At 60.9% G+C, this 13,770-nt stretch carries 14 protein-coding genes; 10 read left to right on the plus strand and 4 right to left on the minus strand.

Annotated elements, in window-relative coordinates; all coding sequences use genetic code 11:
* Positions 1-20 precede the first annotated feature (20 nt).
* From AB4N53_RS04045 to AB4N53_RS04055, 3 genes are all read left to right on the plus strand, one after another.
* Complete coding sequence (locus tag AB4N53_RS04045; protein WP_460118373.1) at positions 21-689, plus strand: HAD-IA family hydrolase; 669 nt, start codon at positions 21-23, stop codon at positions 687-689.
* Between the two features lie 165 nt (positions 690-854).
* Positions 855-1,652, plus strand: a complete 798-nt coding sequence (locus AB4N53_RS04050; protein WP_460118375.1) for an SDR family NAD(P)-dependent oxidoreductase — start codon at positions 855-857, stop codon at positions 1,650-1,652.
* A 20-nt stretch (positions 1,653-1,672) separates the two neighbouring features.
* Positions 1,673-2,083 carry an SRPBCC family protein gene (locus AB4N53_RS04055; protein ID WP_460118377.1) on the plus strand — a complete coding sequence of 137 codons (411 nt, stop codon included), beginning with the start codon at positions 1,673-1,675 and terminating at the stop codon, positions 2,081-2,083.
* Between the two features lie 142 nt (positions 2,084-2,225).
* Here the strand turns inward: AB4N53_RS04055 and AB4N53_RS04060 are convergent, their stop codons facing one another.
* Together AB4N53_RS04060 and AB4N53_RS04065 are read right to left on the minus strand one after the other, a co-directional pair.
* A complete protein-coding gene (locus tag AB4N53_RS04060) occupies positions 2,226-3,620 on the minus strand; it encodes a sensor histidine kinase (protein ID WP_460118379.1) in 1,395 nt (464 codons plus the stop codon).
* Positions 3,598-4,281, minus strand: coding sequence for a response regulator transcription factor (locus AB4N53_RS04065; protein ID WP_460118381.1), 684 nt, complete (start codon positions 4,279-4,281; stop codon positions 3,598-3,600). Before AB4N53_RS04065 ends, AB4N53_RS04060 begins: the two co-directional genes overlap by 23 nt.
* A gap of 178 nt (positions 4,282-4,459) precedes the next feature.
* On the opposite strand from AB4N53_RS04065, the gene AB4N53_RS04070 reads away from it, so the two are divergent.
* The 6 genes from AB4N53_RS04070 to hcnC all read left to right on the plus strand — a co-directional run bounded on the left by AB4N53_RS04070 (position 4,460) and on the right by hcnC (position 9,873).
* A complete protein-coding gene (locus tag AB4N53_RS04070; RefSeq protein WP_460125305.1) occupies positions 4,460-4,783 on the plus strand; it encodes a YdcA family protein in 324 nt (107 codons plus the stop codon).
* 189 nt (positions 4,784-4,972) lie between these two features.
* Complete coding sequence (locus AB4N53_RS04075) at positions 4,973-5,902, plus strand: hypothetical protein (RefSeq protein ID WP_460118383.1); 930 nt, start codon at positions 4,973-4,975, stop codon at positions 5,900-5,902.
* A 211-nt stretch (positions 5,903-6,113) separates the two neighbouring features.
* Positions 6,114-6,662, plus strand: a complete 549-nt coding sequence (locus AB4N53_RS04080; RefSeq protein WP_460118385.1) for a hypothetical protein — start codon at positions 6,114-6,116, stop codon at positions 6,660-6,662.
* A gap of 238 nt (positions 6,663-6,900) precedes the next feature.
* Entirely contained in the window at positions 6,901-7,215 is a 315-nt protein-coding gene (locus AB4N53_RS04085) for a (2Fe-2S)-binding protein (protein WP_460118387.1), read from the plus strand.
* A complete protein-coding gene (gene hcnB / locus AB4N53_RS04090; RefSeq protein ID WP_460118389.1) occupies positions 7,212-8,621 on the plus strand; it encodes a cyanide-forming glycine dehydrogenase subunit HcnB in 1,410 nt (469 codons plus the stop codon). Before AB4N53_RS04085 ends, hcnB begins: the two co-directional genes overlap by 4 nt.
* Positions 8,614-9,873, plus strand: coding sequence for a cyanide-forming glycine dehydrogenase subunit HcnC (hcnC, locus tag AB4N53_RS04095; protein WP_460118391.1), 1,260 nt, complete (start codon positions 8,614-8,616; stop codon positions 9,871-9,873). The genes hcnB and hcnC overlap by 8 nt, the downstream gene beginning before the upstream one ends.
* Positions 9,874-10,021: 148 nt before the next feature.
* Here the strand turns inward: hcnC and AB4N53_RS04100 are convergent, their stop codons facing one another.
* Entirely contained in the window at positions 10,022-11,830 is a 1,809-nt protein-coding gene (locus AB4N53_RS04100) for a monovalent cation:proton antiporter-2 (CPA2) family protein (RefSeq protein ID WP_460118393.1), read from the minus strand.
* 258 nt (positions 11,831-12,088) lie between these two features.
* Between AB4N53_RS04100 and AB4N53_RS04105 the strand changes: the two genes are divergently transcribed.
* Positions 12,089-13,003 (plus strand): LysR family transcriptional regulator, encoded by a 915-nt coding sequence (locus tag AB4N53_RS04105; protein WP_016775221.1) that lies wholly within the window; start codon positions 12,089-12,091, stop codon positions 13,001-13,003.
* Here AB4N53_RS04105 and AB4N53_RS04110 read toward each other — a convergent pair.
* Positions 12,993-13,763, minus strand: coding sequence for a substrate-binding domain-containing protein (locus AB4N53_RS04110; protein WP_460118395.1), 771 nt, complete (start codon positions 13,761-13,763; stop codon positions 12,993-12,995). The two genes, AB4N53_RS04105 and AB4N53_RS04110, sit on opposite strands and share 11 nt — an antisense overlap.
* Between the last annotated feature and the right edge of the window lie 7 nt (positions 13,764-13,770).

Raw genomic sequence — 13,770 nt, forward strand, 5'->3', positions numbered from 1 at the left:
CTGTCAGAGGATTTGTTCTTTTGTCTGCACAAGCATCGGTTTTTGATCGCGCGTTCGCCGCGTTCCTGTTCGACATGGACGGCACCGTCCTCAACTCCATCGCCGCCGCCGAGCGCATCTGGTCAGCGTGGGCGGTGCGTCATCGCGTTGATGTCGAGACGTTCCTGCCGACCATCCATGGCGCGCGGGCGATCGACACCATCACCCGGCTGAATCTTCCGGGCGTGAATGCCGAGCAACAAGCGGCGTTCATTACTGCTGCGGAAATCGAAGACGTTGAAGGCATTGTCGAGATCCCCGGTGCGGCGGCATTTCTACGTGACTTGCCGAAAGATCGCTGGGCGATGGTGACCTCGGCGCCGCGCGATCTGGCGTTGCGGCGGATGGCGGCGGCGGGGATTGCCGAACCGGCGGTGATGATCACGGCGGAAGATGTGACGGCCGGCAAGCCTGATCCCTCGGGTTATCTTTTGGCAGCGAAAAAGCTTGGCGTTGAACCGGCGGACTGTCTGATTTTTGAAGACGCCGCGGTTGGCATTCAGGCTGCGGAAGCGGCGGGCGCGGCGCTGATGATCATCACCACAACGCACCAGCATCCGATCGAAACAGCGCATGCGACGTTGGCCAGTTACGATGCGATCAGTGTCAGGGCCGACAGCGACGGCATGCTTCGCTTGAAGGAAATCTGATCTGCGCCAGAAAAAGTTGCTCAACCGCGTCACCGGTCGGCAGCTCTCTCACTGACGCAACATCGCGACTACGCTGATCCATGCCCTGAAATTGCTGCCAAGGTCGAGCCCGTAACAGGCATCGGCCGTCCGGCGCGAGCCCTTGCCAATCGATGAGGTAAACGCATGAAGATTGATCTGAGTGGGAAGCTGGCCATCGTTAGCGGCAGTACCGCCGGCATCGGCCTGGGCATCAGCCAGTCGTTGGCCGAGGCCGGCGCGACGGTGGTGGTGATCGGTCGTGACACGGCCAAGGTCGAGCAGGCACTGGCGAGCATTCGCCAAGCCGTGCCAAGCGCGCAGTTGCGTGGTCTGACCGCCGATCTGGGCACGGCGGAGGGCGCGCAAAAGCTCTTCGCCGCCGAGCCGCGCGCGGACATTCTGGTGAACAATCTGGGCATCTTCAACGACGTCGATTTCTTCGAGACCCCCGACAGCGAGTGGACACGCTTCTACGAGGTCAACGTGATTTCCGGCGTGCGCCTGGCGCGGCATTACGTGCCGGCGATGGTCGAGCAGGGTTGGGGCCGGGTGATCTTCCTGTCGTCGGAATCCGGCGTGGCGACGCCGGCGGACATGCTCAATTACGGCGTGACCAAAAGCGCCAACCTCGCGGTGTCCCACGGCTTGGCCAAGCGTCTGGCTGGCACCGGGGTCACGGTCAATGCGATCCTGCCGGGGCCGACCTTCACCGATGGCCTGCAGGACATGCTCAAGGACGCCGCTGCCGAGTCCGGGCGCAATCTGCGTGACGAGGCCGACGCCTTTGTGCGCAAGGCCCGTCCGACTTCGATCATCCAGCGCGTGGCGGACGTTTCGGAAGTGGCGCATCTGGTCACCTACATTGCTTCACCGCTGTCCTCGGCCACCACAGGCGCGGCGTTGCGCGTCGATGGCGGCGTGGTCGACAGCCTGACTATCTGAATTCTTCGAGAGACGTATTTATGCCAACAGCTTCCGCAACCATCGACATCCCGGCCTCGGCCGATCAGGTCTGGCAATTGATCGGCGGCTTCAACACACTGCCGGATTGGCTGCCGTTGATTACCAAAAGTGAACTGAGCGAAGGCGGGCGCGTGCGCAGTCTGCAAACCGCTGACGGCGGTGTGATAATCGAACGTCTGCAGACCTTCGATAACGCGGCCAGAACCTACAGCTATTCGATCGAGCAGGCACCGTTCCCGGCCAGTGATTACCTGGCGACGATCAAGGTTGAAGCCCAGGGGCAGGGCGCGCGGGTGACGTGGTCGGGGCGCTTCAACGCGGTGGGCGTGAGCGATGAGGAAGTGGTGGCGTTGTTCAACGGTATCTACCAGGGCGGCCTCGATGCCCAGCGTGCGAATTACCCGACCTGATTGAATTGCACAGTACCTGTTAAGCATGGGATTTCCTGTGGGAGCGAGCCTGCTCGCGAAGGCGTCAGGTCAGTCAACATTGCTGTGACTGAACCACCGCATTCGCGAGCAGGCTCGCTCCCACAGGGTGGATCGCATCCCCTCAGGCCTGGCTGATCAAGCTCTGCCGACAATCCAGCACCAGTTTCGCCCCGCCCAGGTCACTGCCCCCGACCTCAAGGCTGAAGCCGTGCAGGCTGACAATCGCCGCGACAATCGACAGTCCCAAGCCAAACCCACTTTGCGGCTGGCCACCCTCGGTGCGATAAAAGCGCTGGAACACTGCCTCACGTTCAGCCTCAGGAATCCCCGGCCCTGAATCGTGCACCTCGATCCGCGTCTGCCCACCGGCGTTGACCCCACGCAACATGACCGTGCCGCCGGGCGGGGTGAATTTGATCGAGTTGCTCAGCAGATTTGCCAACGCTTCGAACAATAAAGCGCGGTCGCCATTGAGCGGCGGCAGCGTCTCGGGCATGTTCAATTGAAAGCGCAGGTCGCCTTCCTCGGCCAGTGGCAGATAGAACTCGTGCAATTCTTCCAGGAGCTGCGCCGGGTCGAGTTCGACGAAACCTGAACGGCGCTGACGATCCTCCAGTTCGGAAATCCGCAGCAACCCGCGAAAGCGCGCCATCAGCGTGTCTGCTTCGGCGAGGACCAAATCCAGTTGCGCTGCTTGCTGCGAACCTTCGCCGGCCTGTTGCTGCATGCGATACAACTGCGCGCGCAAGCGGGTCAGGGGAGTGCGCAAGTCGTGGGCGATGTTGTCGCAGACGCCTTTGACCTCGTTCATCAAACGTTCGATGCGCTCGAGCATGGCGTTGACGATGGCGGCGAGCATGTCCAGTTCATCGCGGCGATTGGACAGCGGCAAGCGGTGCGTCAGGTCGCCGGCGACGATCGCCTGCGCGCTGTTCTGGATCGCGCGAATGCGCTGCAACGGTCGACGCCGCAGCAGATGCCAACCGGCGATCCCGGGAATAATTGTCAGCGACACGCCCCAGAACAGCGCGTGCAAAATGATCCGCGTGACCGCAAACAACGAGCCATTGTCGCGCAGCAACACCAGCCAGCGTCCGTCGCGGGTTTGCGTGGCTACGGCATCGCAGCTGTCGTTTGGCAGGGTCGGATCGTCGGAATCGGCGCACTCGGCGAGCATGTGGATCTTGCCATCCAGCGGCAGTCCTTCGGGAATTTGCTGAAGTGCGCCGCCCAGGTAAACGCCGTCCGCGCTGAACAGACCATAGGCGTCGATACCCCTGATATCGAAAGTCATGCTGGCAGCGAGGGCGTCTTCCAGTTGCTCGCCGCGAAAGTGCGAAAACAGGTGCTGACGTTGCATCAACGAATGTTTGGCGAGTTTGTCGAGGTAGCCGGACACCTCGTAGTACATGACCCCCATGAGGATCGCGCTCCACGCCACGAACAGCGAACTGTACAGCGCCAGCAGGCGGCTGCTGGAAGAGCGCCAGCCGTCAGACGGGTTCGGCAATGACATAGCCGGAGCCCCGTACCGTGCGGATCAGCGGAACGTTGCCGGCTGCGTCGATCTTCTTGCGCAGACGGCCGATGTGCACGTCGATCAGGTTGGTGCCCGGGTCGAAGTGATAACCCCACACCTCTTCGAAAATCATCATCCGCGAAAGGATCTGGCCGCTGTTGCGCATCAGAAACTCGAGCAGCTTGTATTCGGTCGGCAGCAGCGTCAGGACCTGCTCGGCGCGTCGGGCTTCGTGGCTGATCAGGTCCAGTTCCAGGTCAGCGACCTTCAACGTCGTCGCCTGGGTGGCGACGCTGGTCTGCCGACGCAACAACACTTCAACCCTGGCGGCCATTTCATCGGTGGCGAATGGCTTGGTCAGGTAGTCATCGCCGCCTGCGCGCAAGCCGCGCACGCGCTCATCGACATCGGAGAGGGCGCTGATCATCAGAATCGGCGTCACCACACCCATGGTGCGCAACGTGGTGACAATCGCCAGGCCATCGAGCTCGGGCAACATGCGGTCGAGAGTGATCAAGTCGTAATTGCCGCTGACGGCACGGTCGAGGCCTTCGCGGCCATTGTCGACCCAGTCGACGTCCAGCCCGTGGCTGCTCAGTTCGGCAACGATTTCGCGCGCGGTAACGGCGTCGTCTTCGATGGTCAAGATACGAGTCATAGGCAGGCCTGCTGATCGGTTCAAACGGAGTGGCAGCATTTTGCCAAGAATTTCCCGTGACGCTTTAAATTAACTTTCATGTTGCCGCTGCCATTCGCCGGGACGGAAGCTTTGATTGGCAGAAGATTGATATCATCTGGCCATAAAGTCCAACAGGAGTGGCGCTGTGAATAAATTGATTAGCTCTGGCTGGAGGCCGATATTCCTGCTTTTGCTGGTATTTGCCAGCGGTCTCGCTCTGGCGGCCAATACGCCTTGTTCCGGCAAGAAAGGCGGAATCGACCGCTGCGACGGCGACCTTTTCCTGTGCAATGACGGCTCAATCAGCGGTTCGAAGAAGAGCTGCGCGGCAATGTTTGGCGAGCGCCAACAGGCGCGCCCGCAAAACTTCCTGCAAAGCGATGACGGTTGCGCCTGCGGTACCGGCTCGTTTTGCACGGGGCCGCGCGGCGGCGTGTATTGCCTGACACCCAGCGGCAAGAAGAGCTACAAGCGAAAATGATCGACTCTGCCAATGCATAAAACCCGCTGGAATTTGGCAACTGTTGCAATTTGCAAGGTCCTAAGAAGTTCATATTTTATAAGTCAATGAAAAACAAGGATTTATTTAGTTGCTGCAACTGGCACGGTCACTGCAATTCCTCATCCGACGAGTTGTAACACCATTTTTCATGCCTGGAGCAGTACAACAATGAATAGATCCCCTGATGGCTATTATTCTGCCGTGGAAGAGTCGAGCAGTGTTTCAGGCGTGTCCTGGGGCGCGATCTTCGCCGGTGCTGCGGCTGCCGCTGCACTGTCGATGATTCTGGTGTTGCTCGGTTTCGGCCTGGGCTTTTCGGCTGTATCACCGTGGGCCGGAGAGGGCGTCAGCGCCAAGGGCCTGGGCATTTCGACGATAGTCTGGCTCGCTGTGACGCAGATCATTGCTTCCGGCATGGGCGGCTACATTGCCGGCCGTCTGCGGGTGAAGTGGGCCAACATGCACGGTGACGAAGTCTACTTCCGCGACACCGCCCATGGCTTCCTCGCCTGGTGTGTCGCCACGCTGGTCACCGCTGTGCTGGTGGTCGGTTCGGTCAGCAGCGTAATCAGCGGCGGTGTGCAGGCCGGTGCGAATGTTGTCGGCGGTGCTGCCGGGGCGATGAGCCAAGCAGCTGGCTCGGCTGCTGCCAACACTGACAGCGATCAGTACGGCTACTTCGTTGACAGCCTGTTCCGCGATGACCGTCCTGCTGCCGTCAGCGATGACGCCGCACGCGGCACCGTAACCCGCATTTTCGCCCAGAGCCTGGCCAACGGTCAGCTCAGCGCCGAAGACCGCACCTACCTCGCACAACTGGTGTCGCAACGTACCAACCTGAGCCAGGCCGATGCTGAACGTCGTGTCGACGAAATCTACGCCAACACACAGAAAGCCATTGCTGACGCGAAACTGAAAGCCCAGCAAGCGGCCGACACCGCCGCCAAAGTCGCTGCCTACACCTCGCTGTGGATGTTCGTCGCGCTGCTGGCCGGTGCGTTCTTCGCCAGCCTCGCAGCCACCTTCGGCGGTCGTCGTCGCGATGCGGTCGAGTACGTTGAAGTCGACACCTACACCACTACCACTCCGGTCCGTTAAAAAGGAGAGTCACCATGCGCTCATTACTGCTGTTCTTCCTCGGCGTACCGATCCCGATCATCATCCTGATCGCCCTGTTCGTACACTGATCCCTCTGAGGCAGGATGCCTCTGCCGCTTTCATCTTCGGGTGAAAGCGGCTTTTTGCTTTCTGCGGGGCCAAAAGCGAAAATCCCTGCGCAAAGCGGGCGTTCCGCTTTATCACTTTAAGGATGAGTCAGTTGGACAAGAAGGAAACCAAACGCCAGATCAGCGAAATGCTCGCTGCCGGTCGCTCGAAAACCGAGACTTTCAAGGCATTCTCCGGTGGTGCGCTGAAAGACAAGGCGCTGGCCTACCTGATCGGCTCGCGCCCGGATCCGGATCTGATTGAACGACACGCTGGCAAGATCAAAATTCTTCTTGGACTGATTTATGTTCAGGCGCTGATCGGTCTGGTGGGTGGCTATCTCCTGGGGCTGACCATCAGCACCGGTTTCGCCATTGGACTTGGTTTGTTTGCAGGGGGCGTGCCTTTGCTCTTTGCCTGGGGTTTTTATCGCAACGCGGCTCATGCTTACACGGTGTATGTGGTGCTCTCGATCAGCCAGGTGCCGCGCATGTTCAAGGAATACGGAGAGGACCCGACCGGTACGGTGATCGGTGTGGCAATCACGCTGGCGATGATCTTCTACGTTGCCTGGCTGAAAAATCTGTTGTTCCCCGACCTTGGTTTCTTCGGCGCAAAGAAAATCAAAGGCCAGTTCGTCTTCTCCAACTGAGCGTTGTCCATCCCGACATTTTCACTGGCCTGGATCAATATTTCGCGTTGCGATATCGCCTACCGTAAATGACCCAGGCCTTTGCTGAGGTATGAGCTACAGTGCTTCTCGCGCACCTTGTTGCGCTGACGAAGTATCCGCGTCGACGTTGAAAACACAGCAATAAAAGCGTCGACGAGGCGTAGTGCAGCAAGGAGCTGTCACAACCTCAACTGAATCTTCACGGACGAACACCGTAATGAACTGCCTAGAAAGAACTTTCGATATCCAGCCCTTGGTGCAGGCGGACATGACCGTGCACATCAATGGCCAAGCGGTCAGCGCCGGCATTGGCGAAACTGTCCTCAGCGTCATCCAGTCCCTCGGCGTGCGCCAGATCGCACGCAATGATCACGATCAGATCAGCGGCGCCTATTGCGGCATGGGCGTGTGCCAGTGCTGTCTGGTGAAAATCAACGGTCGCCACAAACGCCGCGCCTGCCAGACCGTAGTGCGCGACGGCATGCAGATTGAAACCCAGGTCAACCGCGTCGTCGGCCAGGAGGTCGCATGAGCCTGCAACCGCTGATTGTCGGCGGTGGGCCGGCGGGCATGGCGGCGGCCATCGAACTGGCGCGCCACGGGGTGCGCTGCACCTTGCTCGAAGAGGCTTCGCGCCTCGGCGGGGTGGTCTATCGCGGGCCGTTGCGCGATGGCGTGCAGCTGGATTATCTCGGCCCGCGTTATTCCGAAGCACTGGACAAACTGCACGGCGAATTTCAGCAGCAGTCGGGGCTGATTGACGTGCGCCTCAACCATCGCGTGGTCGGCGCTGAAGGCACCCGCGCGTTGGTGGTGCTCGACGGCGATGAGCAACTGCACGAGATGGCTTATCCGCAGCTGTTGCTGGCCGCCGGTTGCCATGAACGCAGCGTGCCGTTTCCCGGCTGGACGTTGCCGGGAGTCATCCTGCTCGGCGGTTTGCAGCTGCAGATCAAGAGCGGCGTGGTCAAACCGCAAGGGCCGGTGATCATCGCCGGCACCGGGCCGCTGCTGCCGCTGGTGGCGACCCAATTGCATGCCGCTGGCGTGCGCGTCGCCGGCGTCTACGAGGCTTGCGCGTTCGGCAAGATCGCCCGCGAGAGTCTGGCGCTATTGAACAAACCGCAACTGTTCCTCGACGGCTTGAGCATGCTCGCTTATCTGAAATTGCACGGCATTGCGATGAATTACGGCTGGGGTGTGGTGGAAGCCCACGGCGCAGGCGAGTTGAAAAGCGTCAGCGTCGCGCCGTATTCGGCGACGTGGGAGGCGGACCTTTCGCGGGTCGAACGCTTCGAAGCGCAGACGCTGGCGGTGGGTTACGGTTTTATTCCGCGCACGCAATTGAGCCAGCAGATGGGTCTCGATCACGGCTTCAGCGACGACGGTTACCTGCGGGCCCACGCCAATGTCTGGCAGCAAAGCAACGTGGCGCATGTGCATCTGGCCGGTGACATGGGCGGAATTCGCGGCGGTGAAGCGGCGATGCTCACCGGCAAGATCGCTGCCACTTCGATCCTGCTGCAACGTGGCGAACTCGACGCCGAACTGGCCCGCGTCCGCCGTGACCGCTACCTGAGCAAACTCAGAGCCATCGTGCGCTTCCGTGCTGCCGTGGATCGCTATACGGCGCGCGGTGTCGGCCAGATAGCTTTGCCCGCAGCCGACACGGTGATCTGCCGCTGCGAACATGCGACCCGCGCCGACATCGATCTGGCCCTGGAGCAGGGTGTGCAAGACATCGCCAGCCTGAAAATGCGCACCCGCGTGAGCATGGGCGATTGTCAGGGGCGGATGTGCGTCGGCTATTGCAGCGATCGCCTGCGCCAGGCCACCGGACGTCAGGATGTCGGCTGGCTGCGCCCGCGCTTTCCGATTGATCCAGTGCCGTTTTCCGCATTCCAGTCCCTCGGCACAGAGGCCGCCTCCCATGAGTAAGTTCTACGACGTGGTCATTGCCGGTGGCGGCGTGATCGGCGCGTCCTGCGCCTACCAATTGTCCAAACGCAAAGATCTCAAGGTGGCACTGATCGACGCCAAGCGCCCCGGCAACGCGACCCGTGCTTCGGCTGGCGGGTTGTGGGCGATCGGCGAATCGGTCGGCCTCGGTTGCGGGGTGATCTTCTTTCGCATGATGTCGGCCAATCGCAAGCGCGCAACCCGGGGCGCGGCGGTGGCGGTGGACGCCAGTACGCCGCATATTTTGCCGCAGTCGTTTTTCGATTTTGCCTTGCAGTCCAACGCGCTGTACCCGGCGTTGCACCGCGAGTTGAAAGACAATCACGGCATGGATTGCAAGTTCGAGAAGACCGGGCTGAAATTCGTGATTTATGACGACGAGGACCGGCTCTACGCCGAGCACATCGTCGGCTGCATTCCGCATCTGGCCGATCAGGTGCGCTGGCTCGATCAAGCGGCGTTGCGGGAGGCGGAGCCGAGTGTCAGTCATGAGGCTCGCGGTGCATTGGAGTTTCTCTGCGACCATCAGGTCAGCCCGTTTCGCCTCGCGGATGCCTACATGGAAGGCGCGCGGCAGAACGGCGTCGACATCTTCGTCAACACCAATGTTACCGGCGTGTTGCATCATGGCACTCGCGTGACTGGCGTGCAGACGGCGGAGGCGGGGGTGTTTCACTGCAAGACGCTGATCAACGCCGCTGGTGCCTGGGCGGCGGATCTGAGCGAGTGGGCGACGGGGATTCGTATTCCGGTAAAACCGGTGAAAGGCCAGATCCTGCTGACCGAGCGCATGCCGAAGATCCTCAATGGCTGCCTGACCACCAGCGATTGTTACGTGGCGCAAAAGGACAACGGCGAAATCCTCATTGGTAGCACCACCGAAGACAAAGGCTTCGACGTCACCACCACCTTCCCGGAAATCGCCGGGCTGGTGCAGGGCGCGGTGCGCTGTTTGCCGGAGCTGGCGGACGTCAACCTCAAGCGCACCTGGGCGGGATTGCGCCCGGGCTCGCCGGATGAGTTGCCGATCCTCGGCCCGATGCGTGGGGTCGAGGGTTATCTGAATGCTTGCGGACACTTCCGCACCGGCATTCTGACGTCGGCGATTACCGGTGTGCTGCTGGATAAACTGGTGAGTGACGAACCGCTGCCGCTGGATATCACGCCGTTTCTGGCGGATCGGTTTGCAGTTACAGCCGTCGAGCCTGCGCCCATGCTGGAACTGGCCTGACCTAGGCAGCATTGATGTTGAATGTGCCGGCCTCTTCGCGGGCAAGCCCGCTCCCACAGGGTTATATGTCGTACACGAAATATTGGTTCGACTCGACCACTGTGGGAGCGGGCTTGCCCGCGAAGGCGGCTTGAGCAGCGCCGGATTTTCAGCTGTCGCGCGCTTGCTCTTCCAGTTGATCCGATTCGAACAGTTTGGCCAGTTCCGCCCGGGCTTCCTGGGCGGTCTGCAGGACTTTGGCGGCGTCGTCGTATACGGCGTGTTGCGCCTCCAGTACCTGTTCGTCGTGATGCTTGAAACGCTTGATCCGCGCATCGGCCTGGGCTTGTGTCAGACCGAGGCCGACCAGCGTGCGCCGGCTCATTTCCAGACTCGAATAGTAAGTCTCGCGAATCGCTTCCGCGCCCACGTCAACCAGGCGATGCACGTGCTGACGGTTACGCGCGCGAGCGATGATTTTCATGTGCGGATAGTGCTTGTGCACCACTTCCGCAGTCTTGATGTTGGTTTCTGGATCATCCGTGGCGATGACGAAATATTCCGCCTCGCCAACCTTCGCCGCATGCAGAATTTCCGGGCGCATCGGGTCGCCGTAGAACACTGGCACACCGCCAAAGCTGCGCGACAGTTCGATGGTTTCCACCGAGGTGTCCAGCGCGACAAACTTGATGTTCTGCGCGCGCAGGATCCGCGCCACGATCTGGCCCATCCGGCCCATGCCGGCGATCACCACGCGCGGCGCTTCGGTATCGATTTCGCGGAATTTCTCCGGCACTTCCACCGGCTGCACTTTCGGGCTGACCAGCCGCGCGCAGATCAACAGCAGCAACGGCGTCAGCGCCATCGACAGGGTGATGGTCAGCACCAGCAGGTCGTAAAGACGCGGCTCGAACAGGCCCTGATCGCGGCCGATCTTGAACACCACGAAGGCAAACTCACCACCGGCAGCCAGGACGATGCCGAGGCGGATCGCGCTGATCTTGTTCAACCCGCCTGCCAGCCGCCCGACGACGAACAGCAGCGGCAATTTCAGACCGATCAGCAGCAGGGTCAGGCCCAACACGGTGATCGGCGCGCTCAACAACAGGCTGAGATTGGCGCCCATGCCGACGCTGATGAAAAACAGTCCGAGCAACAGACCCTTGAACGGTTCGATCTGCGCTTCCAGCTCATGCCGATATTCCGAATCCGCCAGCAGCAGACCGGCGAGAAACGCCCCGAGCGCCATCGACACGCCGACCAGATCCATCAGCCACGCCGTGCCGATCACCACCAGCAACGCCGTCGCAGTGGATACCTCGGGCAGACCGGTTTTCGCCACCACGCGGAACACCGGCCGCAGCAGATACCGCCCGCCGATCACCACCACGGCAATGCCGCCGAGCACCTGCAAACTGTGACGAATATCGTCGGCGGTGCTGGTGTGATGATCGACGCCGGCGAGCATCGGCACCAGGGCGATCAATGGAATCGCCGCGATGTCCTGGAACAGCAGAATCGCAAACGCCAGACGCCCGTGGGGGCTGGTCAGTTCCTTGCGTTCGGCAAGGCTTTGCAGGCCGAACGCTGTGGAGGACAGCGCCAGACCGAGGCCCAGCACGATCGCACTGTTCAGCGGCTGGCCGAACACCGACAGCGCCAGCCCACCGATCACCGACGCCGTCAGCAGCACCTGCGCCAGGCCGACGCCGAACACCGATTTGCGCATCACCCACAAGCGCCGAGGCGACAGTTCGAGGCCGATGATGAACAGCAACAACACCACGCCGAGTTCGGAAATATGCGCAACGCTTTGCGGATTGCCGATCAGGCCAAGCACCGATGGGCCGATGATCACCCCGGCAAACAGATAACCGAGCACAGCGCCCAGTTGCAGACGTTTGGCCAAAGGCACGGTGAGCACCGCCGCGAATAGAAACACGACAGCGGCTTGCAACAGATTGCCTTCATGGGGCATTGGAACGACTCCTGACTACGGGTACGGCGGGGCGACAAGGATAAGGGCTCAATCAATTTCAGATCCACCAACGATCCTTGTAGGAGCTGTCGAGTGCAACGAGGCTGCGATCTTTTGATCTTGCTTTTGCCTTCAGAGAATCAAGATCAAAAGATCGCAGCCTGCGGCAGCCCCTACAGGGGATCTTCATGTGCTCTGTAATAATTTGCATCAACTGGTTACATTTATAACCCCCGCGCATCAATTTCCGGAAACGCCATGGCCATCAACTTCGACCTCAATGACCTGCAAGCCTTCCGTGCAGTGGTCGAGCAGGGCAGTTTTCGCAAGGCTGCCGACACCGTACGCCTGTCGCAACCGGCGCTGAGCCGGCGCATTGAGAAGCTCGAAGACGCCCTCGGCGTCAAACTGTTCGAGCGCACCACGCGCAAGGTCAGCCTGACCCAGGCCGGACGCGGCTTCATGCCCAGTGTCGAACGCTTGCTGGATGATCTCGACATTGCCTTGCTCGGCATCAGCGAAGTGGCTTCGACCCGTTTGGGCCATGTCACCGTGGCCTGCGTGCCGTCGGCGGCGTACTACTTCATGCCCCGCGTGGTCGCGCGTTATCACCAGCAGTTTCCACGGATCAAAGTCAAAGTCCTCGATTCCAGTGCTCACGATGTGTTGAGTGCGGTGGTCAATGGCGAGGCGGATTTCGGTTTGAGTTTCCTCGGCACGCAGGATGCCAAAGTCGAGTTCGAACCGCTTGTGCAGGAGTGCTACGTTGTCGCCTGTCGTCGCGATCATCCGCTGGCCGGGCGCAGCAGCGTCAGTTGGGACGAGTTCTATCAGCAGGATTACATCGCGCTGGACAAGACTTCGGGTAATCGCTTTCTGCTCGATCAGGCCTTGGGCGGGGTAGTGCCGCAGCGGCAGAGCATCTGCGAGACGCGGCATGTGACGACGATGATCGGTTTGGTGGAGGCGGGGTTGGGCGTGGCGGCGGTGCCGTTGATGGCGATGCCCGGCCCGGATCATCCGATTCTGACGCGGGTGCCACTGATTGAGCCGCAGGTGATGCGCAGTGTCGGCATCATCAAGCGCCGGGATCGTACGTTGACCCCGGCGGCATTGGAACTGGAGCGGCTGGTCGTCGAGATGCGCGTCCAGCCGCCAACGATTAACGCTTGACCGAATCCAGTCCGGTGGCCTGCACGTCAGCCTGAGCGGCCGGTGCAGCGAGGTAGGCGAGCAGGGCTTTGGCTTCTTGCGGATGCTCGGCCTTGACCGGAATGCCCGCGGCAAAACGCGTCACCGACTGTACCGATTCCGGAATCTTCGCGACGAAGCTCACGCCCGGCACCGGCAGCAATTCGCTGACCTGCTGGAAGCCCAGCTGATAGTCGCCAGTGGCAACCACCGAACCGACCGGGATCCTGGCAATCATCTTGGCTTTCGGTTTCAACTGATCTTCAATGCCGAGTTTCTTGAACAGCTGCTGCTCGATATACACGCCGCTGGCGCTGTCGGAGTACGCCACCGACTGCGCGCCGAGCAGGGTTTTCTTCAGGCCATCGACGCTGCTGATGTCCGGTTTCGCCGCGCCTTCACGCACCACCATGCCGATCCGCGAATCCGCCAGTTCAACGCGGGAGGCCGGGTCGACCTTGCCTTGTTTGATCAGCTCATCGAGGGCGTAACCGACCATGATCACCACGTCGGCGTGCTCACCGCGCGCCAGACGATTGGGAATCGCTTCCGGCGCCTTTCCCATCGACGGACCGAGGCTGGTGGTCAGCGTGTTACCGGTGGCGGCAGCGAATTTCGGCCCGAGAATCTTGTAGGCGGCGGTAAAGCCCCCGGAGGTCATCACGCTGAGTTCTTCGGCCTGGGCCGCGAAGTTGAAGGCGAGACCGGCGAGCAGGGCAGTGACAGTAAAGAGTTTTTTCATGGCAAGT

This window comes from Pseudomonas sp. H3_E04 (assembly GCF_054668915.1).

Bases quoted from the DNA above. Each gene is read 5' to 3' on its own strand.
- AB4N53_RS04050 (WP_460118375.1), top strand. From the start codon at position 855: ATGAAGATTGATCTGAGTGGGAAGCTGGCCATCGTTAGCGGCAGTACC.
- AB4N53_RS04055 (WP_460118377.1), top strand. From the start codon at position 1,673: ATGCCAACAGCTTCCGCAACCATCGACATCCCGGCCTCGGCCGATCAG.
- AB4N53_RS04060 (WP_460118379.1), bottom strand. From the start codon at position 3,620: ATGTCATTGCCGAACCCGTCTGACGGCTGGCGCTCTTCCAGCAGCCGC.
- AB4N53_RS04065 (WP_460118381.1), bottom strand. From the start codon at position 4,281: ATGACTCGTATCTTGACCATCGAAGACGACGCCGTTACCGCGCGCGAA.
- AB4N53_RS04075 (WP_460118383.1), top strand. From the start codon at position 4,973: ATGAATAGATCCCCTGATGGCTATTATTCTGCCGTGGAAGAGTCGAGC.
- AB4N53_RS04080 (WP_460118385.1), top strand. From the start codon at position 6,114: ATGAGTCAGTTGGACAAGAAGGAAACCAAACGCCAGATCAGCGAAATG.
- AB4N53_RS04085 (WP_460118387.1), top strand. From the start codon at position 6,901: ATGAACTGCCTAGAAAGAACTTTCGATATCCAGCCCTTGGTGCAGGCG.
- hcnB (WP_460118389.1), top strand. From the start codon at position 7,212: ATGAGCCTGCAACCGCTGATTGTCGGCGGTGGGCCGGCGGGCATGGCG.
- hcnC (WP_460118391.1), top strand. From the start codon at position 8,614: ATGAGTAAGTTCTACGACGTGGTCATTGCCGGTGGCGGCGTGATCGGC.
- AB4N53_RS04100 (WP_460118393.1), bottom strand. From the start codon at position 11,830: ATGCCCCATGAAGGCAATCTGTTGCAAGCCGCTGTCGTGTTTCTATTC.
- AB4N53_RS04105 (WP_016775221.1), top strand. From the start codon at position 12,089: ATGGCCATCAACTTCGACCTCAATGACCTGCAAGCCTTCCGTGCAGTG.
- AB4N53_RS04110 (WP_460118395.1), bottom strand. From the start codon at position 13,763: ATGAAAAAACTCTTTACTGTCACTGCCCTGCTCGCCGGTCTCGCCTTC.